Raw genomic sequence first — 24,348 nt, 5'->3', positions numbered from 1 at the left:
CTGGTCCCCTTGCTGTTAGGCTGGTCTGTATGAGTGACCTGCTGGAACGGCTGCGCGGACGCGGATGGCGGATGACCGCGCAGCGTCGTGTCGTGGCCGAGGTTCTCGACGGCGAACACGTCCATCTGACGGCCGACGAGGTACACGCCCGGGCCGTCGTCAGGCTGCCCGAGATCTCCCGCGCGACCGTCTACAACACGCTCGGTGAGCTGGTGTCCCTCGGCGAGGTGCTGGAGGTCGCCACGGACAAGCGCGCCAAGAGGTACGACCCGAACGCGCACCGGCCGCACCACCACCTGGTGTGCGCCCGCTGTGGCGCGATCCGCGACGTCCATCCGACGGGCGATCCGCTCGCCGACCTCCCCGACTCGGAGCGTTTCGGCTTCACGGTCTCGGGCGTCGAGGTGACCTACCGCGGTCTGTGCCCCCACTGCGCGACGGCGTGATCACGACGTTTCTCGAGCCCCGGCCCCGCAAGGGCCGGGGCTTTTCGTCGCATACGGCGCTCGCGGGGCCATGTGCCTGACGGCCCGTCATGACACAGGATCCGTCATGAAGCAGGAGGCGCCGCCCACGGAATACCGGCTGTGAACGCGCCGAAGCCGGAATCCCATGGATTCCGGCTTCGGATCTTCAGTAGCGGGGACAGGATTTGAACCTGCGACCTCTGGGTTATGAGCCCAGCGAGCTACCGAGCTGCTCCACCCCGCGTCGATGAACGCAACATTACGTCAAGGGCTTCGGCAAAGGCAAATCACCGCGGGGCGGCCCCGGGTGCCCGGACACCTCACGCCGACAGCTCCTGCCGCAGCGCGTCCCGCAGCCGGGCCGCGCGCTCGGCCACCTCGGTGGGACCCAGCGAGACCGCCCGGTCCGCCCAGCGCTGCCCGTCCGCCAGCTCGCCGCGCCGCGCGCAGCCCAGGGCCAGGCGCAGCGCGGCCCGGCCGTGCCCCGCGTCCGCCGCCCGTGTCCACCACAGCGCGGCCTCCGGCTCGCTCCCCTCGCGCGCCAGCAGCAGGCCCAGATTGAACGCACCGTTGCGCGAACCGCCCTCCGCGGCCCGCCGGTACCACCGGGACGCCTCCACCACATCGCCGCGCGCGGCGGCCAGCATCCCGATCCGTACCTGTGCCCGCCGGTGCCCCTGCGCCGCCGCCCGCTCGTACCACTCCTCGTACTCGCTCTTCTCGTGCGAGGGTTCGCCCAGCTCATGGGCGGGCGCGGGCGGCCGGCGGGCGTCCAGCAGGGTGGCCAGCCGAAAGGCGGCCTCCGCGCTGCCGCCCCCCGCGGCGCACCGCAGATGCCGCTCGGCCGTCTGCTCGTCCCCCTGGCGCAGCCGCGCCATCCCGGCCTGGAGCGCGGCCTCGGTGTGTCCGGCGGCCGCAGCCCGCTCGTACCACCCCAGTGCCGTCGCCCCGTCGCCCCGCCCCGCGAAGAGGATCCCCAGGTTGAACGCGGCGTCCACGCTGCCGGCCTCCGCGGACTTGGAGAACCACGGCTCGGCGCCCGTCGTGTCGCCGCCCTGCAGCAGCGAGATGGCCAGCGCGTTGGCGGCCTCGCGATGCCCGGCGTACGCCGCCCTCCGGTACCACTGCTCGGCCTGGGCGGTGCGCCCCTGCTCGGCGCAGAGCAGCCCGAGGTTGTAGGCGCCGTTGACATCGCCGGCGTCCAGCGCCGCCCGGTACCACCGCTCGGCCGTCTGTGTCTCGCCGCGCTCGGCGTGCAGCGCGCCCAGCGCGTTCGCCGCGTTGCCGTCCCCCTCCTGTGCGGCGCGCAGCCACCAGTCGGCGGCGCTCTCGGTGTCCCCGGCGTCCCGCAGCAGGAAACCCAGCGCGCACGCCGCCCTCGGCTCCCCGTCCTTGGCGCTCGTCAGATACCAGCGCCCGGCCTCCCGGAGCGCGCCGCGCTTCTCCAGGATCGCGCCCAGATACAGCGCGGCCCGCCGGTGGCCCCGCGCGGCGGCCTGCCGGTACCACTGTTCGGCCTCGTCCGGCGCCGAGGGCCGGACGCCCTGGCCGCCGCCGGGCCGCCGGGCCCCCGGGGCCCTGAGGTCGAGCATCCGCGCCAGCCGGTAGGCGGCCTCACGGTGCCCGCGCTCGGCGGCGGCGCGCATCCAGCGCTCGGCGTTCTGGTCGCCGCGGTGCTCCAGCAGATCGGCCAGCGCATAGGCGCCGAGCGTGTGCCCCTGCTCCGCGGACTGCCGCAGCCAGTACTCGGCGGCGGGTTCGTCGCCCCGCTCGCGGTGGTGCCGCCCGAGCGCGTGCGCGGCCGCGGCGGATCCGGCGACGGCGGCGATCCGCCACCAGCCGGCGGCCTCCTCGGGGTAGCCGCGCTGATGCAGAAGGACACCCAGGTTGTTGGCGGCGGCGCGGTCACCCGCGGCGGTGGCGGCACGCAGCTGGGGTTCGGCCGCATCGAGATCGCCGCGGCGCAGCAGCATGGCTCCGAGGACGCTCATCGCCTCGACGCCACCGGCCTCGGCGGCGATGCGCTGGCGTTCCTCCTCGACCGCTTCGCCGGTCTCGTCCCGATCGACGGGTCGCACATTTCGCCCTGTATCGAGCAGAGCCGCCTTCTCCCCCATAACGTCCATCGTCGCACCACCCGCAACCTTGGTACACCCGGCGTACCGCAGCCCTTGAGGTCACTTCGGCGTTTTGTCGACATGCCCACAGAGAGACAAGTCAAACACAGAACGGGTCAACTCGACCTGTGGACACGGGTACTTCGCAGGAGTCGCCCGGATCACGTCCTGGGCCATGGGAGGTCGCGGGCGCACGCAAAGGGCCCGGATCCTTGATCAGGATCCGGGCCCTCGACTTCAGTAGCGGGGACAGGATTTGAACCTGCGACCTCTGGGTTATGAGCCCAGCGAGCTACCGAGCTGCTCCACCCCGCGCCGTTGTGATGCAACCGTACCACGGCGCGGAGGGGTGTTCGGCTCAGCCTCCGCCGGAGGCCTTCGAGCCGTCACCGGGTGAACCGCTGGGCGAAGCACTCGGCTTGTCACCCGGCGAACCGTCCGCCGGGGTTGACGAGGCGCCGTCCTTGCCGCCGGCACCACCGGTCTTGGACTGCGCCTCCTCGGCCTTCTTCAGCGCGGACTCCAGGTCCTTCTGCGCCTCGCCGTACGCGGGCCAGTCGGGCTGGGACTTGTTCAGGGCCTTCTGTCCCGCCTCGAAGGCCTTCTGTGCGTCCTCGAGGGCCTGCTGGACCGTCGGGTTGCCGGACGGCGGCGGGGTGCCGCTGTCCTTGTCCGGTGGCGGGGTGGTCGAACCCTCCGCTCCGAACACCTTGTTGAGCGCCTCGTCCAGGGTGTCCTCGAAGGCGGTGGTCCCTCCGTAGGTCACCAGCACCTTGCGCAGCAGCGGCATCTTCAGTTCGCCGCCGCGCACATAGACCGGCTCCACATAGAGCAGTCCTCCGTCGAGCGGAATGGTCAGCAGGTTGCCGTACTCGATCTCCGAGTCGCCGCCCCTGATGAGCCGGACGAACTCGGCGATGTTCTGCTGCGAGTTGGAGTTGAACTGGCTCTGCACCTGCTTGGGGCCGCCCACGGTCGTGCTCGTCGGCAGCTTCAGGATTCTGATCTGCCCGTAGCCGCTCTTGCCGGCCTCGGAGTCGACCGCCATGAAGGCGCTCAGGTTGTCCCGGCCGTTCGGGGTGAACGTCGTCGTCAGGGAGAACGCCTGCGACTGCTGGTCGGGCATCTTCATGCTCAGGTAGTACGGCGGCACCGCGTCACCCGACTTGTTGGTCGGGTCGTCCGGCACCTGCCACACCTCGCTGCCGCTGAGGAAGGTCTGGGCGTCCTTGGGCTCGACGTGGTACCGGGTCAGCAGCTCACGCTGGACCTTGAACAGGTCCTGCGGGTAGCGCAGATGGTCCATCAGCGCGGACGAGATGTCGCTCTTGGGCTCCACGGTGCCCGGGAACGCCTTCATCCAGGTCTTCAGGACCGGGTCCTCGGTGTCCCACTGGTAGAGCTTGACCTCGCCGGAGTACGCGTCGACGGTCGCCTTCACCGAGTTGCGGATGTAGTTGACCTGGTTCTGTTGGGCCAGCACCGCGCGCTGGGTGTTGGCCGCGGTCAGCGAGTCGGCCGTGGTGTCGCCGAGGGTCGTACGGGAGGCGTAGGGATAGCCGTTCGTCGTGGTGTACGCGTCGACGATCCACTGGATACGGCCGTCGACGATGGCCGGGTAGGCGTCGCCGTCGATGGTCAGCCAGGGTGCGACCGCCTCGACGCGCTCCTTGGGCATGCGGTTGTACAGGATCCGCGAGCCCTTGCCTATGGCGCCGGAGTAGAGGATCTGGGGCTCGTTGAACGCCACCGCGTACGCGGCCCGGTTGAGCGGGTCGGAGAGGCTGACCCCGCTCTTGCCCCGGTAGCTGGTGGTCTTCTCACCGCTGGCGTCCGGGTAGTCGATCTCCTTCTGGGGACCGCCGACGATCGAGTACGTGCTGGTCTTCTCGCCGTAGTAGATCCGCTGCTCATAGGTGGGCAGATCACCGGTCGACGGCAGATCGGACTCGGTGAAGACGGGCTGGCCGTTGGCGTCGGCGGTGGTGCCCTTGGCGGCGACCGCGCCGAAGCCGTGGGTGTAGCGGAAGTGGTTGTTGATCCAGTTCTGCTTCGGGATGCCCTGGAGGTTCAGCTCGCGCAGACCGATGACCGTGTCCTGGACCTTGCCGTCCTTGGTGTAGCGGTCGACGTCCAGGTTGGTCGGGAAGGCGTAGTACCCCTTCATCTGCTGGAGCTGCTGGAACGTCGGGGAGACCAGGTTCGGGTCCAGCATGCGGATGCTCGCCGTGGCGTCCGCCACGTCCCGCAGCTTGCTCCGGTCCTCGGTGGCACCCTCGCCCGGGTACTCGGTGACCTTGGCGTCGTCGATGCCGTAGGCCTTGCGGGTCGCCTCGATGTTCTTCTTGACGTACGGGGCTTCCTTGGCCTGCTCGTTCGGCTCGACCTCGAACTTCTGGACGAGGGCCGGGTACAGACCGCCGATGAGGATCGCCGAGAGCACCATCAGTCCGAAGCCGATGACCGGCAGCTGCCAGGTGCGCCGCCACAGGGTGGCGAAGAAGAGCAGCGCGCAGATGACCGCGATGCAGAACAGGATGGTCTTGGCCGGAAGATAGGCGTTGGCGTCGACGAACCTCAGGCCGGTCCAGTTGCCGGTGGCCTTGAAGTCACTGGACTTGACCGCGAGGCCGTACCGGTCGAGCCAGTAGGCGATCGCTTTCAGGGCGACGAAGACACCGAGCAGGACCGACAGATGCCCGGTCGCGGCGGCCGTGGCGCGCGCCCCCGGGGAGGTGACCCGCAGCCCGCCGTAGAGGTAGTGCGTCAGCGTGGCGGCGATCAGCGACAGCACCGCGGCGGCGAAGCCGAAGCCGAGCAGGAAGCGGTACCAGGGCAGGTCGAAGGCGTAGAAGGCGACGTCCAGGTGGAACTGGGGGTCCTTCTGGTGGAAGGGCACGCCGTTGACCCACATCAGCCAGGTGCGCCACTGGCTCGACGCCGAGGCGCCCGCGATCAGGCCCACCAGGGCGGTGATCCCGAGCAGCAGCCACTTCTTGTAGGGCGCGATCCCCATCCGGTAGCGGTCGAGGCTCTGCTGCTCCATCGACATGGCGCTCAGCGGAGGTCGCAGCCGGTGCGCCAGCCAGACGTTGAAGCCGACCGCGGCCGCCATCAGCAGACCGAAGACGAAGAAGAGCCCGATCTTGGTCCACAGCGTGGTGGTGAAGACGGACGAGTAACTCACCGACCGGTACCAGAGCCAGTCCGTCCAGAAGCCGGCGAACATCACGAACGCCATGCCGAGGACGGCGAGGACCCCCAGTGTCATGAGCAGGGTCCGGGCTCGCCGGGACGGGCGGCCCACTCTGATCCGTGGCCCCGTCGGGCCTCCGCCGCGGTCCGGCATCTGGAAAGCCAAGGTGCGCACCTCGAAGTTCGCTGTTGATTCTTCAGGCCCCCGTGAACGTGGACCGTGGACGAGGCCCCACGGTCGTGGAGCCTCACCTATGCAACTTACTGGCGCTTTACTCGGTTCCCGCTTCCGGGTGAGAACGAGGCAGGATTGTGACCATGTCCAACACACCCATGGCAGCGAACCCGCTCACCCGGGCCGTGCTCGAGATCGACGAGTACGCCTCCGGCCTCGGCTGGGACCAGCCCGCTCGCCTCTTCGCCCTCGTCGACACGGCACGCCTGCAGGCCGAGGAGCCCTCGCTCGCGGCCCAGCTCGGCCTGGAGGACGAGACCGCCACCACCGCTCTCACCCCGATCGAGCAGGACGAGATCCCCGCCGACCGCCCGCTGGACGAGTTCCTCGGGACCATCGCCTGGCCCGACGCGGTGGTGGGCTGTGCGCTGACGGTGGAGCGGCTGATGCTGCCGCCGTCCGCGGAGTCCCAGGTCCCCCAGGGTCTCAGCGGGAAGAAGCTGACCCGGTGGGTCGCCGAGCACCCCGAACGCCAGGAGGTGCGGATGACGGTCGCGGTCCTGCGGGACGGCGCGCGCGAGTCGGCGCTCCGGCTGCGCGAGAAGGACGCACCGGCGGAGGTGCTGACCGGTCCCGGCCTGGTCCCGGGCCTGGCGGAGGCGCTCTCGGCGACCTTCGCGGACTGAGGGGCGGCGCGGACACGACCCGGGCTTCCGGCCCCGGTCGTCTCCGGGCACGTCGCGGCGGCCCGGACGGGTCCCGGTCGGCTCAGGGCTCGGGCCGTAGGCGCGGCCCGGTCACGGCAGGGCGTGCCGTCAGCCCTTGACCGTGCACTTCGGCAGGTCGGCGGTCCGTCCGGTGCGGATGTCCTTGAGGGCGTTCAGGGCGTCCTCGATGGTGTTCACCTTGACCAGGGTGAGCCCCTCGGGGGTGTCCTTGGCGGCGGCCGCGCAGTTGTCCTTGGGCGTCAGGAAGTACTGGGCCCCCTTGTCGCGCGCACCGACGGTCTTCATCTCCACGCCGCCGATCGGCCCGACCCGGCCGTTGTCGTCGATGGTGCCGGTGCCGGCCACGAACTTCCCCCCGGTGAGATCGCCCGGGGTGAGCTTGTCGTAGATACCGAGGGCGAACATCAGACCGGCGCTGGGTCCACCGACATCGGCGAGCTTGATGTCGATGGTGAACGGGAACGTGTGATCGGTTCCGGCGGAGATCCCGACGATCGCCCGCTCCTGACCGCTGTCGTGGGACCTCGCCGTGGTGATCGCCACCTCCTTGGTGGCGGTGGCCGTCCGGTGCGCCTTCTCGGCGGCGGCCTGCTCCTTGGCCGGCACGATCGTGAACACGACATCGTCACCGGGCTTGTGCCGGGTGACCAGCTTGGCGACGTCGTCGGGCGCCTTCACGACCGTCCCGTCGACTGCCTTGATCACATCGCCCGCGTGCAGCCTGCCCTCGGCGGGGGATCCCTTGAGGACGGTGGCGACGATCACCCAGGACTGCACGGGGATGCCGAGCTCGTTGAGCGCGGCGACCTTGGCGCTCTCCTGGGACTGGCTGAACTCCTCGGCGTTCTCCTGGGTGGACTGCTCCTCGGTCTTTCCGTCCGGGTAGAGCGTGTCATGCGGGACGATCTTGCTGTCGGGTGCGAGCCAGCCATAGACGGCCTCGACCAGGTTCATCCGGTAGTTGGCGCTGGTGACCCGGACCGTGGTCATGTTGAGGTGGCCGCTGGTCGGATAGGTCTTGCGCCCGGCGATCTGCAGCACCGGCTCGCCGTCGTGCTTGGCGAGGGTGTTCACCGTCGGCCCCGGGGACATCTCCGAGTAGGGCACGTCGATGAGGAGTCCCGCGCACAGAAGCACGATCAGCATCAGAGTGGAGGCGAGCATCGTCGCGGTGCGGCGTGGCATGGAACGACAGTACGGGACCACCCTGTCAGCAGGCCGTCGGGGCCGTCCGCACAAGCAGGTGGCGCCCGGAATCCGGGCCGGGCTCAGCCGCGCGAGTGCGACTTCTCCATGGCCTCACGGAACCGCGCGTACCCCGCGAGCTCGGTGCCGTCACCCGCCGCCTCGCGATGGCGACCGGCCCAGCTTCCCCACAGTCCGGCACCGATCGCAGCCATGAACGGAATCAGCAACCAGGCGAGCGCCGCCATGCCGACCTCCCAACCCGATGAGTGACCCGCAGCTGACTGATCAGCAGATTAATACCGCAGTGTCAACGCTCACGCGGGGGGTGCGGTTACGCAACCGGAATCCGGGTGAAAGATTCAGCCGACGCCGCCGTTCCGGTCACCCGATCGGCGTCCTCGACGACGGCGCTACGCGCCGACCCAGTCCTCGGTCCCGTCCGAGAACTTCTGGTGCTTCCAGATGGGGACCTCGCGCTTGAGGTCGTCGATCAGTGCGCGGCAGGCATCGAATGCCTCGCCCCGGTGCGCACACGCCACCGCCACGACGACGGCGAGATCGCCGATGCTCAGGTCCCCCACCCGGTGCACGGCCGCGAGCGCCCGCACGGGATGGTTGGCGGCGATCTTCTCGGCGACCCGCCGCAGCTCCGCCTCGGCGCTCGGATGGCAGGTGTACCCGAGCGCGTCCACGGCGGCCCCGCCGTCGTGGTTCCGCACGGTCCCGACGAACAGCGCGATCCCGCCGGCGGCCTCGTGCCCGACCGCCCGGAAGACCTCGTCGACGGAGAGCGGGGTGTCCCGGACCGCGACCAGCCTGACGGGATCGTCCGTACCCCGCTCACCAGGGTGATCACTGTGGGATGTCATGCCCCCATCGTGCCGCACACTCCGGCGACGAGGAACCGGTGGCCCCCGGGGCGCCGGCACCGCCGGGACGTCGAGACCATCGGGGCGTCGAGACCGCCGGGAGGTCAGGGGCAGGTCGGGTGCCGGAGACAAGGAGGCGATCCGCCCGGCCCGAGCGCGAGGGCGGGGGCCTCAGATCCGCCGTCGTGCCTTCCGCGCAGGCCTCAGATCCGCCGTCGCGCCTTCCGCGCCCGCCGCACCACCGCGGCCGCGCCGAGCAGCGCCACCGTCGCGCCCGCGGCCCCCGCCGCCGTCGCGTCCTTGCGTCCCAGCCGCCGTCCGGCCACGGTGTGCCGCCCGGCCACCTCCTCCAGCAGCTCCGCGAGGACCTCCTCATTGGTCCACCGGGGACGCCACCCCGCCTCGTGCAGCCGGCTCCCGCTCACCACCCAGGGGTACATCGTGTACGCGAGGTCCCCGGCGGGCGACGGGGTGAGGCCGATCCGGTGCAGCCGGGCCGCGGCCCCAAGGGCGACCGCCGACGGCAGCTCCATCCGCCGGATCCCGCTCAGCTCCTCGACCTCCTCCTGCTCCAGCCACCCGTCGCAGCCGACCGCCAGTTCCCCGTCCACCTTCTCCAGGACGGCGTACTCCAGCGCACCGCACAGATCCTCGACATGGCAGAACTGCCAGGCCGGCCGCGACCCCGCCACCACCAGCAGCCGGGGCGACTCGAAGTAGCGGGTCAGCGCCGTGTCGGTGCCCCCGACCAGCACCGAGGGCCGTACGACGGTGACATTGAGGCCGGGATGGGCCCGCGGCGCCCGGCGCGCCAGCCGCTCGATCTCCAGCAGATCCCCGACACCGGTCGCCTCCGCCGTGGCCCGCAGCTCGGCGTCCTCGGACAGCGGCAGCTCGTTGTCCGGCAGCGCCCCGTACACCATCGCGGAGGTGCACAGCACCACCCGGTGCACCCCGGCCGCGGCGGCCGCGGTCAGCACGGTCTGCGTCCCGCGGACGTTGTACGCGGTGCGCGCCGCGGAGTCCGTCTCCAGATCGAGGTCGAGGGCGAGATGGACCACGACGTCCGCGCCCCGCAGTTTGTCCGCGATCGCCGGGTCCCGCACGTCCAGGATGTGCCAGTGCGCCGACGCGCACTCTCCGCGCCGCTCGTCGATGGCCACGACCTGCGCGATCTCGTCGCTGGCGGCCAGCCGCTCGGTCAGCAGCGCGCCGATGCCGGAGGCGGCCCCGGTGACCGCGACCACGGGCCCCCGGGTGCCGGAGGACTCACCGGCGCGCAGCGTCGCCGCCCAGGGGCGTTCGTCGGGGGACGTACGGGTCGAATGGTTTCGCGCTGCGCGAACCTGCGGATCTGGGGAACTCACCGGGCGTCTCCAGCGGTTGTCTTCAGTACCCGCGCGCAGCAGCGTGGGTACCAGGTGGCATCCATCCTGCCGCAGGCCAGGTGTCGGCGAAGCACTCAGGCTCGAACGGGCCGGGGTGTCTACGCTGGGTGGTGTTGTCGGGCAGCCAGCCGCCGGAAGGAACCGGTGGCCTTACCAGCCGAGGAATCCCGTGAGTGACACCCCATTCGGATTCGGCCTTCCGCCGGAGGAGCCGGAGAACGGCGACGAGGGCAAGAAGAAGGACCAGCAGAGCGGTGGTGGTCAGGGTCCGGCCAACCCGTTCGGTTTCGGGTCGACCGGAGCCGGCGCCGACAACCCGCTCGCCGCGATGTTCGGTTCTCTGAACCCCACCGACCTGGGCGCCGCCTTCCAGCAGCTGGGCCAGATGCTCTCGTACGAGGGCGGCCCGGTGAACTGGGACATGGCCAAGCAGATCGCCCGCCAGACCGTCGCCCAGGGCACCCAGGACGGCACCAAGGACGCCAGCGTGAGCCCCGGCGAGCGTTCCGCGGTCCAGGACGCCGTGCGCCTGGCCGACCTGTGGCTCGACGACGCGACCTCGCTGCCGTCCGGCGCGGCCTCCGCGGTGGCCTGGAGCCGCGCGGAGTGGGTCGAGGCGACCCTGCCCGCGTGGAAGGAGCTCGTCGACCCGGTGGCCGAGCGCGTGGGCGCGGCCATGGGCGACGTGCTGCCGGAGGAGATGCAGGCCATGGCCGGCCCGCTGATCGGCATGATGCGCTCGATGGGCGGCGCCATGTTCGGCACCCAGATCGGGCAGGCCGTCGGCGTGCTCGCGGGCGAGGTCGTCGGCTCGACCGACATCGGTCTGCCGCTCGGCCCGGCCGGGAAGGCCGCCCTGCTGCCGCTGAACGTCGAGGCGTTCGGCAAGGACCTGGGCGTACCGCAGGAGGAGGTGCGGCTGTACCTCGCCCTGCGCGAGGCCGCCCACCAGCGTCTGTTCGCGCATGTGCCGTGGCTGCGCTCCCATCTGTTCGGGGCGGTCGAGGGCTATGCGCGCGGCATCAAGGTGGACACGGCCAAGCTGGAGGACGTGGTCGGCCAGTTCGACCCGCAGAACCCCGAGGAGCTGCAGCAGGCGCTCCAGCAGGGCATGTTCCAGCCGGAGGACACCCCCGAGCAGAAGGCCGCACTGGCCCGTCTGGAGACGGCCCTGGCGCTCGTCGAGGGCTGGGTGGACGCGGTGGTGCACGCGGCCGCGAAGCCGCGTCTGTCGTCCGCGGACGCGCTGCGCGAGACGCTGCGTCGCCGCCGCGCCACCGGGGGACCCGCCGAGCAGACGTTCGCCACGCTGATCGGTCTCGAGCTGCGTCCGCGCCGGCTGCGGGACGCCTCGCGTCTGTGGGCCTCGCTCACGGACGCGCGCGGGGTGGACGGCCGGGACGGCCTCTGGGCCCACCCGGACATGCTGCCGACGGCGTCCGACCTGGACGACCCGGATGGGTTCGTGCACCGCGAACAGCTCGACTTCTCCGAACTGGACAAGATGCTCGGCGAGGCGGCGGACGGCGGTCCCGCCCAGCGGCCGAACCTCGACAAGGGCGAGCGCGCCGAGGGCGACGACCGCGGGGGCGACGACACCGAGTGAGCCTGTACGACGACGCGGTCCTCGTGCTCAAGCGGTACGAGGACCAGGAGGAGCTGCGCCGGACGTATCTGGACCATCTCCAGGCGCACCCGGACGGCCTGTGGAAGGCCTGCGGTGCCGGGCACCTCACGGCGAGCGCACTGGTGATCGACCCCGGGCTCGGCCGGGTGCTGCTGACCCTGCACAGAAAGCTGGGGATGTGGCTGCAGACGGGCGGCCACTGCGAGCCGGGCGACCCCACGCTTGAGGCCGCGGCCCTGCGTGAGGCCGAGGAGGAGTCGGGCATCGCGGGTCTGGTGCCGGTGCCGGGCGGCCCGGTGCGACTGGACCGGCATCCGATCCCGCCGCCGTGCCACTGGCATCTGGATGTGCAGTACGCCGTGGTGGCGCCCCCGGACGCCCGGCACTCGGTCAGCGAGGAGTCGCTGGACGTGCGCTGGTTCCCGTACGACGAAGTGGCGGATGTGGCGGACGAGTCGGTCGTACGCCTGCTGGAGGCGACGCGCGCCAGGCTGTGACCGGGGCACGCGGACCGGACGCGGTGGACGCGGACCGGGGCGGCCCCGTGCATGGGGCCGCCCCGGTCCATGTGTACCGGTCCGTGTGTACCGGCCGGACAGTCAGCTCCAGACGTTGCCCTGGTTCTGGCCCCGCGCCCCCTGCTGTCCCATTCCGTACTGTGCGCGCAGCCCCGGCCCGATCATCGCGTTCTGCGGCGGCAGCAGCTCGCTGGGCTGGACGAGTGCGAAGCCCGTGCCCATGAAGCTCAGCTCCCAGCCCTCACCGGTGTGGCCGCGCCGGTGCCACACCCCCGACGCATGGGTCTGCGCCTGCATCTGCACCCGCAGAGCGGTGGACCAGGCGACGATCGCATCCGCGTCGCAGTTGATGTACTTGTCCGGGGTGACCTGCATCAGCAGGGGCGCGCCCGAGGTCATCAGCGCGACCTTCCCGCGACCGGTGATGTTGAGCTGGTACTTGCCGGAGCCCGAGATGCCGTACAGGCTGTCCACGGCGACGACCTCGTAGTGCAGCGAGGAGTCCATCGCCAGCACATAGCTGCTGTCGACAGCCAGTCCCTCCTGCTCGACGTCCATGATGTGGACGTACTGGGCGAGGTTGGCGAGATAGACGGTGCCCTGTCCGTGACAGCGCATCAGGTCGAGGCCCTCGCCGGTGTGGGCGCGCATCTGCTGCCGACCGCTGTACTCATACTCCGCGTCGAACTCGACCAGCCCCTGAAAGGCGACCATGGTGCCCTTGCGCGCCAGGAGATCGTCCCGGCCGTCCAGGGCGACCCGCAGCAGCTGCCCGTTCTGCAGGCTGTAGCGGTCCTGGGTCTGCTGCTCCTGGTAGGCGAAAAGCGTGCTCTGCATGGTGTGCGGTCTCCCCCTCAGCCCCGGATCCGGAGGCGGTCGCTGCTGTCCTCGCTGGGCTGGACGACCACGATGCCCTGCCCGGAGAACGCCATCTGATACGCCTCGCCGCTGCCGCGCCCGATGAGCGACTGTGCCTTGAAGCTGCGCTTCCCCTTCACCTTGAGGTTCGGGGACCAGGCGATGAGCGCGTCCGGGTCGACATAGGTCTCGTCCTCGCCGCCGCCGCAGTCGACGACGATCGGCTCGCCCCGGGAGGTCAGGGCGACCCAGCCCTGACCGGAGATCCTGGTGTTCCACAGGCCCTGCCCGGTGAACTTGGCGAGCCCCTTGACCCGTTCGACGCCCCACTGCAGATGCGCGTCGAAGGCGAGCAGATTGGTGGCGTTGACGGAGATCCCGTCCCCGTCGAGATCGATGACCACGACGTTCGCCCCGTAGTCGGCGAGATACAGCAGACCGTCGCCGGAGCACTTCATGAGGGGAGCGCCCTCACCGGTGATCCAGTCCCGCGCCATCTGGCGTACGGCGGACGGATTGGGCTCGTACTGGATGAACCCCTCGTAGGCGACCATCGAGCCCACGCGTGCGAAGAGGTCGTTCCCGGTCTGCAGGGCGACCTTCAGCATATGGCTGCCGTGGTTCTCCATACGGGCGGTGACGGGGGCGGCGGCGAAGTCCGCGAGCGGCTGGTTCATGACGGGCTCCCTCAGACCTCGTAGGGCTGGACGACGACAAAGCTGCCGGGCGCGGCACGGAACTGCAGATTGACGCCCTCCCCGCTGTCCCCGGGGTAGGCGTTGCGGCGCATGCTCACCTGGCTGGAGACGATCACCTGGGCGGCGGCCGACCAGGCGACGACGGCGTTGCTGTCGGCGAAGGTCGTCGGGGTGACGGGCAGCACCACGGGGGTGCCGTGTGTCTTCACCACGAGCGTGCCGGTCCCGTGGAACTGCATGGTGAACAGCGCGCCCCCGGGAATGCCGTGCCCCTCGATGCGCCGGACCTCGTACGTGAGGGACTCGTCGAAGGCGAGCACGTTCTCCGCGGAGACACAGATCGCGTCGCCCTGAAGTTCGATCAGATGCAGATGGGTGGCGCTCTCGGCGAGGAACACCTGTCCCTGCCCGGTACAGCGCATCAGCTGCATCTCCTGGCCGGTCGCGTTGCCCACGATCCGGCCGACGACACCGGCGCCCTTGTAGTGGAAGTCGACCTTGCCCTGGTAGAGCACCATGCTGCCCTGGCGGGCCAGCACGGGCTGCCCGCCGATGCCGAGGTCGACCCGGACGAGCTTCTTGTTCTGCTGTGTCCAGCGGCTGCCGGTGGGCGTCTCCTTGTAGAGCCGGAGCGCGGCGGACACTCCGGCACCGGTCCGGGGGGCGCCCTGGGGACTGGCGTGGGGCGACGGGGGCCCTGGCTGCCCGGCGAACTGTGCCGGGATCTGCCCGTGGGGCGGCTGCTGAGCGGGGCCGGGCGGGGTCGGGGCGGACGGCTGCCCGCCGTAGCCGGGCGGCGGTCCCGGGGGCCCGGGCGGCGGGACCGGGGCGTGCGGCGCGGGACCCGGCGGCGGGACGGTTCCGCCCGGCGGCGGATACAGGGGCGCGATGACGGTGGGGGCCGCATGCACGGAAGGCGTGGGTACCGGTGCGGTCGGCGTGGGTGCCGGGGGCGGCACGAAGCCCTGGGCGGCGGGCTGCGGGAGCGGAGGGGGTGCGGGCGCCGGGGCCGGTGTGGGCGGGGGTGCGGGCGCCGGGGCGGCGGGGACGGCGAACGCGGGGGGAGCGGTGGCCTGGGCGGGCGGGGCGAACCCCGGGACGGCGTCGGACTGCTGCGGGGCGGGCGGCTCCTCCTCGAGGACCTCACCGCCGAAGTTCTTCAGCAGGGCCTCGAGGCCGCCGTCGAAGCCCTGGCCGACCGCGGCGAACCGCCAGACGTCCTTCAGATAGAAATCGCCCAGCATGACGGCGCGTTCGGTGGTGAACTCCGCACCGTCGAAGGGGTAGCGGGCCACTTCCTCGCCGCCCGCGACGATGCGCAGATATCCGGGGCCGATATCCGACATCTGCCCGGCGCCGTCGATGGTGGCCGTGAAGGACAGCTTCTGGATCTGCGGCGGGATCCTGTCGAGCGTCACCCGGAACGACTCCGTGTCACCCGCCTGGGGACCGAGGAGCTGAATCGCCTCCTCCGGTGTCTTCGGCTGGTTGAAGAAGACGAAGTACCGGTCGTCCGAAAGCCGTTCGTCGGCGTCCAGACCGAAGCAGCTGATGTCGAAGGTCAGTCCGGGCGCGGAGATCTGCACACCCACGTACAGATCCGTGCCCGCGGTGAGATCACCGATCCTGGCTTTGTGACCGCGTTGGAATTCCCTGGCCATGCGTGACGACCGTCCCCCGTCCCGTGTGCGAGTACGTCGCGCCAGGCTAACGGCAAACGCCCGGAGCGGACGAAGTCGGTACAGATCCGCTACACAACCGCCTCCGCCTGCGGCCACGGCCTCACCCGGCGTGCGGGCCCGCGGCCGGCGGGGGCATGTCCGGGTCCGCGCCGTGGCCCTGTTCCTCGGCGGGCGCGGGCTGATGCGGCAACCGCTCGGCCGCGACCACTCCTTCGAGGTAGCCGCGGGCCCGTTCGGTACGCGGATACGCTTCGAGCAACCGCCAGAAGCGCGGCCCGTGTCCGGGCACCAGCAGATGCGCGAGCTCGTGCAGCAGCACATAGTCGACGACGTACTCGGGCATCCCCTGCAACCGGTGCGACAGCCGGATGCTGCCCTCGGACGGGGTGCAGGAGCCCCAGCGGGTGTTCTGGTTGGTGACCCAGCGCACCGAGGTGGGCCGCGCCTGGCCCTCGAAGTACTCCGCCGACAGCCGCTCGGCGCGCTCGGCCAGCTGCGCGTCGCCGATGACCCGCTTGTTCTCCTGGGCGGCCAGCTTGTCGAGCATGACGGTCACCCAGCGCTGCTCCTCCGCCTCGGACATCCGGGCGGGGATCAGCACCACGGTGCGATCGCCCTCACGGTACGCGGAGACCGTTCTGCGGCGTCGCGCACTTCTGCGTACTTCGATCGCGCTCGTCCGCGAGCCGGGGGTCGGCTGGCTCGTCGTGCTGCGCTGTGGCTGTCCGGCGCTGTGCAGTGGGTCGGCGGGCACGCACCGACGTTACCCGCTGACCACGGCGGAAGTCCCGCCTCCGGAACGGATCCGCGCCGATCCGCACCCCCTGCGATCGGCTCATACGACCGATGTCCCGGCCTGTGGACAACTTTCGGCGCCTCCTCTGCCCGTACCGGCATGCTGACATGCGTCGGCGGACCACACCTTCCGCCGGCACACGGGGACGTACTACGGACGACGGGGACCGGTCATGCATCCGATGATGAAGCCCGCGCTGCGGCGCGGCTGGCGCGATCTGAACACCGTGCAGTTCGGGATGGCACCCGCACACGCGATGGTGCTGGGTCCGGTGGACACCGCGACGGGGAGCTTCCTCCCCCTGCTCGACGGGACTCGCGGACTGCCGCTGCTGCGGGAGGAGGCCCGCCGCACGGGCCTGCCCGACGGACATGTCGACGCGCTCGTGGAGAGCCTGTCCGGCGCGGGACTGCTCGACGACGCGACGGGCGGCGGACCGGGGGCCGAGGCCCTGCGCGCCAAGGCCGCCGTGATGGACCGTCTCCGTCCCGATCTGGCCTCGCTGTCGCTGGTCGCCCGCGGACCGGGGGAGCCCGTCCGTCGTCTGGCCGCCCGCCGTTCTTCGAGAGTCCAGATCCGCGGCGCGGGACGGGTGGGAGTGGTCCTGGCCTCGCTGCTGGCGGGCGCCGGTGTCGGCGAGGTCGAGGTCCGTGACACCGGCCGCGTGGAACCGTGGGACGTGGCACCGGGCGGACTGCCGGCGGACTCCGTCGGCGAGCGCCGGGAGGAGGCGGCCCGCCGCGCGGTGCGGGCCGCCGCTCCGGACCGGCCACCGCGCCGGCAGCGCGCCTCGCGGCGCACCCGCCACGCGGACCTGCCCTTCTCCCTGGTGATCCTCGCCCCACGCGACGGAGTGGACGTCCATGCGCCCGATCCGTTCGCCGCCGAGCCCCTGATCGCCGGCGGCACTCCCCATCTGTACGCCGGTGTCGCGGAGGGCACGGGGATCGTCGGCCCGTTCGTGCTCCCCGGGGACACCGGCTGCGCGGGATGCCTCGACCGGGGGCGTGCCGAGCGAGACGAGACCTGGCCGCGTCTGGTCGCCCAGTGGCGCTCCGGGCGCCCGCCCCGGGTCCAGGCGTGCGACCTCGCTCTGGCGAGCGCCGTCGCGGGGGTCGCCGCCGGACACGCGCTCGCCTTTCTGGACGGCGACACGCCCTCCAGCGCGGGTGCGCGCTGGGAGGCGTCCGTGCCCCGGCTCGACTGGCACGCACGACCGGTGTGGGTCCATCCGGCGTGCGATTGCGGGGCGGCGGAGAAAGGTAAGGAAGAACACATCCCGGAGGACGGGGCGGGTCACGAGACAATGGCGGAGCGACGGCCGTCGGAGAACCTGTCGAGCACGACACACGCGGCGCGGCTGTCCGGGACTTGGAGGGCGCATGTCTGATCTTCCCCGGAAGGCGGTCACCCGGACCGCCAAGCTCGCCGCGCTCCCGCTCGGCTTCGCCGGCCGCGCGACCTGGGGCCTCGGCAAACGGATCGTCGGCGAGTCCGCGGAGATCGTCGGCCGCGAGCTCCAACAGCGCACAGCCGAACAGTTGTTCAAAGTGCTCGGGGAGCTGAAGGGCGGCGCGATGAAGTTCGGGCAGGCCCTGTCCGTCTTCGAGTCGGCGCTTCCCGAGGAGGTCGCCGGGCCCTACCGCGCCGCGCTGACCAAACTCCAGGAGGCAGCCCCGCCGATGCCGACCAGCACGGTGCACGACGTGCTGGAGCAGCATCTGGGGGACGACTGGCACGAGCTGTTCCTGGAGTTCGAGGACAAGCCCGCGGCGGCGGCCTCGATCGGCCAGGTGCACCGGGGGGTCTGGCACGACGGCCGCGAGGTCGCGATCAAGGTGCAGTACCCGGGCGCGGGCGAGGCACTGCTCTCCGATTTGGGGCAATTGAGCCGCTTTGCCCGTCTCTTGGGTCCTCTGATCCCGGGCATCGACGTCAAGCCGCTGATCGCGGAGCTGCGCGACCGGGTCGCGGAGGAGCTGGACTACGGCCTTGAGGCGGAGGCACAGCAGGCGCATGCGGAGGAGTTCGCGGGCGATCCGGACGTCATGGTGCCAGCGGTAGTACACCAGTGCGACCAGGTCCTAGTGACCGAGTGGGTCGACGGCATACCACTGGCGGAGGTGATCGCCGAAGGCACCGAGGAACAGCGCAACCGCGCCGGCCAGGTGCTGGCCCGCTTCCTCTTCTCGGGCCCCGCCCGCACGGGTCTGCTGCACGCCGACCCGCACCCGGGCAACTTCCGCCTGCTGCCCGGCTCCGGTGACGGCGCCGACCCGGAGAACTGGCGTCTCGGGGTGCTCGACTTCGGCACGGTCGACCGTCTGCCCGGCGGGCTGCCGGCCCCGATCGGACGCTCCCTGCGGCTGGCGCTGGAGAGCGACGCCCGGTCGGTCTATGAACTTCTCGGCGCCGAGGGGTTTGTGAAGGAGTCCGTCGAACTCGACCCCGAAGCGGTCCTCGACTATCTTCTCCCGATCATCGAGCCCGCCCAGGCCGATGAGTTCACCTTCAGCCGCAGCTGGATGCGCAGCCAGGCGGCCCGTGTGGCCGACCCCCGCTCCCCCGCCTACCAGCTGGGCAAACGGCTGAACCTGCCGCCCTCGTACCTCCTGATACACCGGGTGACCCTGAGCACCATCGGGGTGCTGTGCCAGTTGGGCGCGACGGTCCGTCTGCGCGACGAGCTGGAGGAGTGGCTGCCGGGCTTTCTGCCGGAAGAGGAGACGGCGGCCGAGGAGCAGGCGGCGGAACCAGCGGCCGAGGAACCGACCGCGGCGGAACCCACCACGGAGGAACCGGCGGCGGAGGCATGAGCCGGGCCGTCGCCCCGGTGGCGTCGCCGCCACCGGTCTGACGCGGCGCTCTCACCACGCAGCGCGGGGTCCGGTCCCTCCGGACCGGACCCCGCGAGTGTTCCGGGTACCGACTGCCGAGGTCGGCCTACTGCATGACGGCCATGGCGAGGGCGCGGCGGGCGCGCAGCGAGGCGCGCTCGGCCCGGCGCTGCATCCGGCGGGCGATCACCAGGCGCGCGGCCTGGCGTTCCCGCTCGGCATCACGCCTTCGATCCTGCATATGCGCGCGTGCCAGGGCTTCTGGGATGAGTTGCATCTCGCGGGTCCTGTTCTGACGCGAGGCGTTCGCGCCGGTCGAGGTGAAATCTGGGATCACGGAGCCTGTGGGCTCGCTCGTGGACGGCTTCATCGGGGCCTGCTTCTTGGGATCGTGCGTGAGGGGACGGTCGATGGTGCCTGCGGTGTTCATGCTGTGACCGGGTTCTTGCGCGGGCGGCCACGGGGCCGCTTCCGGGCGACGACGACGCCCTGGACGAAGAGCTCGCCACCCCAGACGCCCCAGGGCTCACGCCGCTCCTTGGCGCCGGCGAGGCAGGCCTCCATCAGCGGGCAGGTGCGGCAGAGGGACTTGGCGTACTCGACGTCCGCGGGCGACTCCGCGAAGAAGACCTCCGGGTCGAAGGAGCGGCAGGGGACGGGCACGCCGAGGTTCTCGATGGCGTCGTCGAGCGCGGTGAGCGCGGTCAGGGGGGTCAAGGTGGAGTCCTCCGTGAAGCCGGGCGGGGAGATCGTTTCGGAAGGCGGTGCGGACGGGGCGTGCGCTTCGAGTTGCACGGTTCGTCTTCCTCGTCTGGTCGTTCCGGCCCTGTAGGACCGGATGTCGGCTTGGTACCGGGTGTTTCTTGTCCCGGGGCCCCTTCGCTCCGTCGTCCCCGTTCGGGGAAAACAGAAGGGCCGCGGATCCCTGATGGGGTTCCGCGGCCCTGAAGGCGCCGGCCTGATCGACGATCAGGCTGGATCACTCCAGGGTTCTGGCCCACGGAAGGCCCACATCAGGTGGTGCTGCGTCGTCTGCTTCCGGACTCCGGCACCGGCTGCCGCAAAGGCATAGGCCTCTGCCTGTGCCACTACTGCTTCCAGTGCCTTGGTCGGTCGCTCATCACGCTCACGGACGGGAAGACCCGCGGGAGCGAGGGAGGACTCAGGACGGATGGCACGGATGCCGGACACACCGCTGCCCGGGTTGGAGACGCCGAGCATGCACGAGGCGACGACCGAGCGACCGGTCATTTTGACGGTGTGGATGGAGCTGGTCTCGATGCTGATCACTTCAATCGCCTCCTCTCGGCGTCTAGGGGGACGGGCGTGAACCGGTCCGGCTGACAGACAAGTACAGCACGGAACCAGGGCCTCGGAGAAGGCCGCTGCTTCCGTGTCTAAGAACCTATGGGGATTCCCGGGGCATGCGCAAACTATTTTTTCGACGAGTTGGCATCAGTCGTCCCGGTCCTCTTCGGCGAGGTCCTGGCCTGCGCAGATGGCCAGAACATCCGCCCCGTAGCGGTTGAGCTTGCGGACACCGACCCCCGGGATGCGGGTCAGTTCGCCCGCGTCCTCCGGCACCGCCTCGGCGATCGCGACCAAGGTGCGGTCGGTGAACACACAGAAGGCGGGCTGCCCGCTGCGGTGCGCCTGCACCGTCCGCCAGGCGCGCAGCCGCTCATAGAGGCCCTCGTCCATGTCGGAGGGACAGCCGTCGCAGCGCATCAGCTTCATCTCACCGGCGTCGGACAGTGTGCGCCCGCAGACCCGGCAGCGAGCCGGGGTCCGGTCGGCGCGGCGCGGGACGGCCGCCGTGCCGATGGTGCTGAAGCCCCGTTCGATTCCTCCGATGCCCGCGGCGGCGGCACGGCCCTGGGCCCCGGAGGAACCGGGCCGCAGTCCGTCCAGGAAGCGGCTGGGGCGCCGGCCGGGCCGGCCGCCGGGCGACCGGGAGAGCGCCCAGGAGATGTGGAGGTGTTCCCTGGCACGGGTGACACCGACATAGAGCAGCCGGCGTTCCTCCTCGATCTGCTCGTCCGTCTTGGCGTAGGTGATCGGCATCATGCCCTCGGCCACCCCGACGACGAAGACGGCGTCCCATTCCAGGCCCTTGGCGGAGTGCAGCGAGGCCAGGGTCACGCCCTGGACGGTCGGCGCGTGCTGGGCGTTGGCCCGCTCGTCCAGTTCGGTGACGAGGTCGGCGAGGGTGGCGTCCGGTCTGGCCGCGGCGAAGTCCTGGGCGAGGTTCACCAGGGCGGCCAGGGACTCCCATCGCTCCCTGACGGCTCCGGACCCCGCGGGGGGTGTGGATGTCCAGCCTTCGCCGGAGAGGACGGCGCGCACCTGGGAGGGCAGGTCGACCGCTCCGTCCAGGAGGGAGTCATTGGCGCCGAAGCGGGCGGCACCGCGCAGGGCGATGCCGGCCTTGCGCACCTCCGGGCGGTCGAAGAACCGTTCGGCGCCGCGCAGCTGATAGGGGATGCCGGCGTCCGCGAGGGCCTGCTCGTAGATCTCGGACTGGGAGTTGGTGCGGAACAGGACCGCGATCTCGGCAGGCGGCAGTCCGGCGGCGAGCAGATCGCGGATGCGGCGGGCGGCGCCCTCGGCCTCGGTGGGTTCGTCGGCGTACTCGGTGTAGAGGGGTTCGGGGCCCGGGTCACGCTGGGAGACCAGTTCGAGGCGGTGGTCGGCGGCACGGCCTCGGGCCTGGGCGAGGAGGCCGTTGGCGAGGCGCACGACCTGGGGCGAGGAGCGGTAGTCCCGGACGAGTTTGACGACGGTGGCTCCGGGGTGGCGGATGCGGAAGTCGAGGAGATGGTCGGGGGTGGCACCGGTGAAGGAGTAGATGGTCTGGCTGGCGTCGCCGACCACACAGAGGCTGTCGCGGTCGCCGAGCCACAGTTCGAGGAGTCGCTGCTGGAGCGGGCTGACGTCCTGGTACTCGTCGACGACGAAGTGCCGGTACTGGGAGCGGACCTCGGCCGCGATGTCGTGCCGGTCCTGGAGGATGCCGACGGTGAGCAGCAGGACGTCCTCGAAGTCGATGACGGCGCGGTCCCGCTTGAGGTCTTCGTAGGCGGCGTAGAGCTGGGCGATCTCGGCGGGGTCCCGGGGGGCTTCGCGGCCCGTCTTCGCGGCCGCGGCGGCGTAGTCGGCGGGGACGGTCTGGGTGACCTTGGACCATTCGATCTCGGCGGTCACATCCCGCAGTTCGTTGCGGTCGAGGCGGATGCGGCAGGCGGCGGCCGCGTCCGCGACGATCGGGATCTTGCGGTCGATGATTCTGGGGAGGCTCCCGCCGACGGCCTTCGGCCAGAAGTACTGGAGCTGGCGCAGGGCGGCGGAGTGGAAGGTGCGGGCCTGGACACCGGCGGCACCGAGTTGGCGGAGGCGGCCGCGCATCTCGCCCGCGGCACGGTTGGTGAAGGTGACGGCGAGCACACCGGAGGGCTGGAGGATGCCGGCACGGACCCCGTAGGCGATGCGGTGGGTGATGGCCCGCGTCTTGCCGGTGCCGGCGCCCGCCAGTACGCACACCGGACCGTGCAGGGCGGTCGCCACCGCGCGCTGCTCGGGGTCGAGCCCTTCGAGCACCGCGTCGGCCGACGGGGCTCCCGGGAAGAGGGTGGAATGCGTTGCTGCTGTCACCCCGCCATGCTGCCAGGTCGCCGGATGAGGCTGGGACGGTTGTCCACAGGGAGACAGGTGTGGTCGTACCGTCGCACCGGCAGCGGGCCGCCGAGGGGCGGTACGCCGGGGCGGCAGGGGCCCGAGGCGGGAATGGTGAAACGTTCACCTATGTTGCTCCTCAGCGAGCACACCATCCGAGCCGTGAAGGAGCGCGACCGATATGCCGGGCACTGTGACGATGTACAGCACCACGTGGTGCGGCTACTGCCGTCGGCTGAAGGGCCAGCTGGACCGTGAGGGCATCACGTACAACGAGATCAACATCGAGCAGGACCCGGACTCCGCGGCGTTCGTCGAGAAGGCCAACGGCGGAAACCAGACCGTCCCCACGGTCCGGGTGGTTCCCACCGCGGGCGGTGCCGAGGTCGTGATGACCAACCCGAGCCTCGCCCAGGTGAAGCAGGCCCTCGGCGCCTGACCCGCGCCGGCGCGACCCCCGGCGGCCACCGCACCCGAGCAGTGGCCGGTCGGGGGTTTCGTGTCCGCGGGGTCAGACGCTCCTCGTCGGCAGGGGCTTGCCGTACCACAGTTCGATCAGGCGGGCGGCGATGGAGATGCCGTACGGGGGCAGGACCTCACCGGACTCGAAGGCGTCACCCAGGTCCTCGCGGGAGAACCAGCGGGCCTCGTGGATCTCCTCGCCGTCCACATCGATCTCGGTGGAGGTGGCCCGGGCGAGGAAGCCCAGCATCAGGCTGGACGGGAAGGGCCAGGGCTGGCTGGCGATGTACTCGACCTCGCCGACGTGGACGCCCGCCTCCTCGAAGACCTCGCGGCGCACCGCCTGCTCGATGGACTCCCCCGGTTCCACGAAACCGGCGAGCGTCGAGAAGCGGCCCTCGGGCCAGTGCACCTGGCGGCCGAGCAGGATCCGGTCCTGGTCGTCGGTGACGGCCATGATCACCGCGGGGTCGGTGCGCGGATAGTGCTCGGCACCGCAGGCCGGGCAGCGGCGGATGTGTCCGGCGGCCGCGATGACCGTGCGTTCGCCGCAGCGCGAGCAGAACCGGTGCATGCGCTGCCAGTTCTCCAGGGCGACCGCATGCACCAGCAGGCCGGCGTCGCGCGGGGACAGCAGCATGCCGGCCGCGCGCAGGCCCGCCGGTCGCGCGGACTGGTCCATGCGCCCCGGGAGGCTGTCCTTCTGGAGGGCGAAGTAGCTGACGCCGTCCTCGTCGGTGCCCAGGAAGTAGCGGTGGGCCTCGGTGAGCGGCGCCTCGAAGGAGGGGGTCATGACCAGCTCGGTCCGCCCGTCGGGCCCCTCGTCGATGAGGACCTGGCCGCCGGAGACGACGAAGCAGCGGGTCGTCGGATGACTCCACGCCGCGGCGAGCCATGCCTCGTCGAGCCGGTGGTGGGCGGCACGGTCGATGCCGCTCGGGGCGGTGAGCGAGATGGGACGGTCGGCGGTGTGGTCGGTCCAGGTGGTCACGGGTGCTTCCAACTCCCCCGGTAAAACGGCGTTTTCGGCGTGCGGTTCAGCGTTCAGCTGGATGTGCGGCGGGAGGGGAC

The 24,348-nt window shown here is 71.0% G+C and carries 22 protein-coding genes and 2 tRNA genes; 7 read left to right on the top strand and 17 right to left on the bottom strand.

Annotated features, from left to right (window positions below; all coding sequences use genetic code 11):
• Positions 1-29: 29 nt before the first annotated feature.
• The gene (locus CP978_RS22420) at positions 30-446 is read left to right on the top strand and encodes a Fur family transcriptional regulator (protein ID WP_043443712.1); all 417 of its coding nucleotides are present in this window, start codon (positions 30-32) and stop codon (positions 444-446) included.
• A gap of 191 nt (positions 447-637) precedes the next feature.
• Here CP978_RS22420 and CP978_RS22415 read toward each other — a convergent pair.
• From CP978_RS22415 to CP978_RS22400, 4 genes are all read right to left on the bottom strand, one after another.
• Positions 638-711 (bottom strand) — tRNA-Met (locus tag CP978_RS22415).
• Between the two features lie 76 nt (positions 712-787).
• A complete protein-coding gene (locus CP978_RS22410; RefSeq protein ID WP_079162261.1) occupies positions 788-2,593 on the bottom strand; it encodes a tetratricopeptide repeat protein in 1,806 nt (601 codons plus the stop codon).
• A 232-nt stretch (positions 2,594-2,825) separates the two neighbouring features.
• Positions 2,826-2,899, bottom strand: a tRNA-Met gene (locus CP978_RS22405).
• A gap of 43 nt (positions 2,900-2,942) precedes the next feature.
• Positions 2,943-5,933, bottom strand: a complete 2,991-nt coding sequence (locus tag CP978_RS22400) for a UPF0182 family membrane protein (RefSeq protein ID WP_043443711.1) — start codon at positions 5,931-5,933, stop codon at positions 2,943-2,945.
• 164 nt (positions 5,934-6,097) lie between these two features.
• On the opposite strand from CP978_RS22400, the gene CP978_RS22395 reads away from it, so the two are divergent.
• A complete protein-coding gene (locus CP978_RS22395) occupies positions 6,098-6,640 on the top strand; it encodes a PPA1309 family protein (RefSeq protein WP_043443709.1) in 543 nt (180 codons plus the stop codon).
• A gap of 129 nt (positions 6,641-6,769) precedes the next feature.
• Here CP978_RS22395 and CP978_RS22390 read toward each other — a convergent pair whose 3' ends face one another.
• The 4 genes from CP978_RS22390 to CP978_RS22380 form a co-directional block, all read right to left on the bottom strand.
• On the bottom strand, positions 6,770-7,867 hold the full coding sequence (locus tag CP978_RS22390; RefSeq protein WP_043443707.1) for a YlbL family protein: 1,098 nt from the start codon (positions 7,865-7,867) through the stop codon (positions 6,770-6,772).
• 83 nt (positions 7,868-7,950) lie between these two features.
• Positions 7,951-8,115 (bottom strand): hypothetical protein, encoded by a 165-nt coding sequence (locus CP978_RS34965; RefSeq protein ID WP_167748015.1) that lies wholly within the window; start codon positions 8,113-8,115, stop codon positions 7,951-7,953.
• Positions 8,116-8,280: 165 nt separating this feature from the next.
• Positions 8,281-8,739, bottom strand: coding sequence for a molybdenum cofactor biosynthesis protein MoaE (locus CP978_RS22385; protein ID WP_043443705.1), 459 nt, complete (start codon positions 8,737-8,739; stop codon positions 8,281-8,283).
• A 203-nt stretch (positions 8,740-8,942) separates the two neighbouring features.
• Positions 8,943-10,106: an SDR family oxidoreductase gene (locus CP978_RS22380; protein ID WP_079162260.1), complete on the bottom strand. Its 1,164-nt coding sequence runs from the start codon at positions 10,104-10,106 to the stop codon at positions 8,943-8,945.
• Between the two features lie 190 nt (positions 10,107-10,296).
• On the opposite strand from CP978_RS22380, the gene CP978_RS22375 reads away from it, so the two are divergent.
• Both CP978_RS22375 and CP978_RS22370 read left to right on the top strand, forming a co-directional pair.
• Entirely contained in the window at positions 10,297-11,733 is a 1,437-nt protein-coding gene (locus CP978_RS22375; RefSeq protein ID WP_043443704.1) for a zinc-dependent metalloprotease, read from the top strand.
• Positions 11,730-12,251, top strand: a complete 522-nt coding sequence (locus CP978_RS22370; RefSeq protein WP_043443703.1) for an NUDIX hydrolase — start codon at positions 11,730-11,732, stop codon at positions 12,249-12,251. Before CP978_RS22375 ends, CP978_RS22370 begins: the two co-directional genes overlap by 4 nt.
• A 102-nt stretch (positions 12,252-12,353) precedes the next feature.
• On the opposite strand, the gene CP978_RS22365 is transcribed toward CP978_RS22370, so the two are convergent.
• The 4 genes from CP978_RS22365 to CP978_RS22350 form a co-directional block, all read right to left on the bottom strand.
• Entirely contained in the window at positions 12,354-13,109 is a 756-nt protein-coding gene (locus tag CP978_RS22365; RefSeq protein WP_043443702.1) for an AIM24 family protein, read from the bottom strand.
• Between the two features lie 17 nt (positions 13,110-13,126).
• Positions 13,127-13,807 carry an AIM24 family protein gene (locus tag CP978_RS22360; protein WP_043443701.1) on the bottom strand — a complete coding sequence of 227 codons (681 nt, stop codon included), beginning with the start codon at positions 13,805-13,807 and terminating at the stop codon, positions 13,127-13,129.
• 11 nt (positions 13,808-13,818) lie between these two features.
• Positions 13,819-15,489, bottom strand: coding sequence for a TerD family protein (locus CP978_RS22355; RefSeq protein ID WP_150478286.1), 1,671 nt, complete (start codon positions 15,487-15,489; stop codon positions 13,819-13,821).
• A gap of 121 nt (positions 15,490-15,610) precedes the next feature.
• Positions 15,611-16,264, bottom strand: a complete 654-nt coding sequence (locus CP978_RS22350; protein WP_079162258.1) for a M48 metallopeptidase family protein — start codon at positions 16,262-16,264, stop codon at positions 15,611-15,613.
• A gap of 214 nt (positions 16,265-16,478) precedes the next feature.
• On the opposite strand from CP978_RS22350, the gene CP978_RS22345 reads away from it, so the two are divergent.
• Complete coding sequence (locus tag CP978_RS22345) at positions 16,479-17,696, top strand: TOMM precursor leader peptide-binding protein (protein WP_150478285.1); 1,218 nt, start codon at positions 16,479-16,481, stop codon at positions 17,694-17,696.
• Positions 17,689-19,122, top strand: coding sequence for an ABC1 kinase family protein (locus CP978_RS22340; RefSeq protein ID WP_043443694.1), 1,434 nt, complete (start codon positions 17,689-17,691; stop codon positions 19,120-19,122). The genes CP978_RS22345 and CP978_RS22340 overlap by 8 nt, the downstream gene beginning before the upstream one ends.
• 127 nt (positions 19,123-19,249) lie before the next feature.
• On the opposite strand, the gene CP978_RS22335 is transcribed toward CP978_RS22340, so the two are convergent.
• From CP978_RS22335 to CP978_RS22320, 4 genes are all read right to left on the bottom strand, one after another.
• Positions 19,250-19,573, bottom strand: a complete 324-nt coding sequence (locus tag CP978_RS22335) for a hypothetical protein (protein ID WP_043443692.1) — start codon at positions 19,571-19,573, stop codon at positions 19,250-19,252.
• Positions 19,570-19,938: a WhiB family transcriptional regulator gene (locus CP978_RS22330; RefSeq protein ID WP_043443690.1), complete on the bottom strand. Its 369-nt coding sequence runs from the start codon at positions 19,936-19,938 to the stop codon at positions 19,570-19,572. Before CP978_RS22330 ends, CP978_RS22335 begins: the two co-directional genes overlap by 4 nt.
• A 174-nt stretch (positions 19,939-20,112) precedes the next feature.
• Positions 20,113-20,433: a hypothetical protein gene (locus CP978_RS22325; protein WP_079162257.1), complete on the bottom strand. Its 321-nt coding sequence runs from the start codon at positions 20,431-20,433 to the stop codon at positions 20,113-20,115.
• 165 nt (positions 20,434-20,598) lie between these two features.
• A complete protein-coding gene (locus CP978_RS22320) occupies positions 20,599-22,794 on the bottom strand; it encodes an ATP-dependent DNA helicase UvrD2 (RefSeq protein WP_174498662.1) in 2,196 nt (731 codons plus the stop codon).
• Positions 22,795-22,996: 202 nt separating this feature from the next.
• On the opposite strand from CP978_RS22320, the gene CP978_RS22315 reads away from it, so the two are divergent.
• A complete protein-coding gene (locus tag CP978_RS22315) occupies positions 22,997-23,254 on the top strand; it encodes a mycoredoxin (protein WP_043443686.1) in 258 nt (85 codons plus the stop codon).
• 72 nt (positions 23,255-23,326) lie between these two features.
• Here CP978_RS22315 and nudC read toward each other — a convergent pair whose 3' ends face one another.
• Positions 23,327-24,268 carry an NAD(+) diphosphatase gene (gene nudC, locus CP978_RS22310; protein WP_043443685.1) on the bottom strand — a complete coding sequence of 314 codons (942 nt, stop codon included), beginning with the start codon at positions 24,266-24,268 and terminating at the stop codon, positions 23,327-23,329.
• Positions 24,269-24,348: the final 80 nt, after the last annotated feature.

The organism is Streptomyces nodosus (genome assembly GCF_008704995.1).
Lineage (GTDB): Bacteria > Actinomycetota > Actinomycetes > Streptomycetales > Streptomycetaceae > Streptomyces > Streptomyces nodosus.
Note: the sequence above shows the minus strand (reverse complement) of the source record. Positions and strands in the feature narration are given on the sequence as shown.

What these genes read in the sequence shown, in the direction of transcription:
- CP978_RS22360 (WP_043443701.1), bottom strand. Translation starts at nt 13,807, where the DNA reads ATGAACCAGCCGCTCGCGGACTTCGCCGCCGCCCCCGTCACCGCCCGT.
- CP978_RS22385 (WP_043443705.1), bottom strand. Translation starts at nt 8,739, where the DNA reads ATGACATCCCACAGTGATCACCCTGGTGAGCGGGGTACGGACGATCCC.
- CP978_RS22365 (WP_043443702.1), bottom strand. Translation starts at nt 13,109, where the DNA reads ATGCAGAGCACGCTTTTCGCCTACCAGGAGCAGCAGACCCAGGACCGC.
- CP978_RS22335 (WP_043443692.1), bottom strand. Translation starts at nt 19,573, where the DNA reads ATGAACACCGCAGGCACCATCGACCGTCCCCTCACGCACGATCCCAAG.
- CP978_RS22390 (WP_043443707.1), bottom strand. Translation starts at nt 7,867, where the DNA reads ATGCCACGCCGCACCGCGACGATGCTCGCCTCCACTCTGATGCTGATC.
- CP978_RS34965 (WP_167748015.1), bottom strand. Translation starts at nt 8,115, where the DNA reads ATGGCGGCGCTCGCCTGGTTGCTGATTCCGTTCATGGCTGCGATCGGT.
- CP978_RS22420 (WP_043443712.1), top strand. Translation starts at nt 30, where the DNA reads ATGAGTGACCTGCTGGAACGGCTGCGCGGACGCGGATGGCGGATGACC.
- CP978_RS22345 (WP_150478285.1), top strand. Translation starts at nt 16,479, where the DNA reads ATGCATCCGATGATGAAGCCCGCGCTGCGGCGCGGCTGGCGCGATCTG.
- CP978_RS22340 (WP_043443694.1), top strand. Translation starts at nt 17,689, where the DNA reads ATGTCTGATCTTCCCCGGAAGGCGGTCACCCGGACCGCCAAGCTCGCC.
- CP978_RS22395 (WP_043443709.1), top strand. Translation starts at nt 6,098, where the DNA reads ATGTCCAACACACCCATGGCAGCGAACCCGCTCACCCGGGCCGTGCTC.
- CP978_RS22400 (WP_043443711.1), bottom strand. Translation starts at nt 5,933, where the DNA reads ATGCCGGACCGCGGCGGAGGCCCGACGGGGCCACGGATCAGAGTGGGC.
- CP978_RS22410 (WP_079162261.1), bottom strand. Translation starts at nt 2,593, where the DNA reads ATGGACGTTATGGGGGAGAAGGCGGCTCTGCTCGATACAGGGCGAAAT.
- CP978_RS22355 (WP_150478286.1), bottom strand. Translation starts at nt 15,489, where the DNA reads ATGGCCAGGGAATTCCAACGCGGTCACAAAGCCAGGATCGGTGATCTC.
- CP978_RS22315 (WP_043443686.1), top strand. Translation starts at nt 22,997, where the DNA reads ATGCCGGGCACTGTGACGATGTACAGCACCACGTGGTGCGGCTACTGC.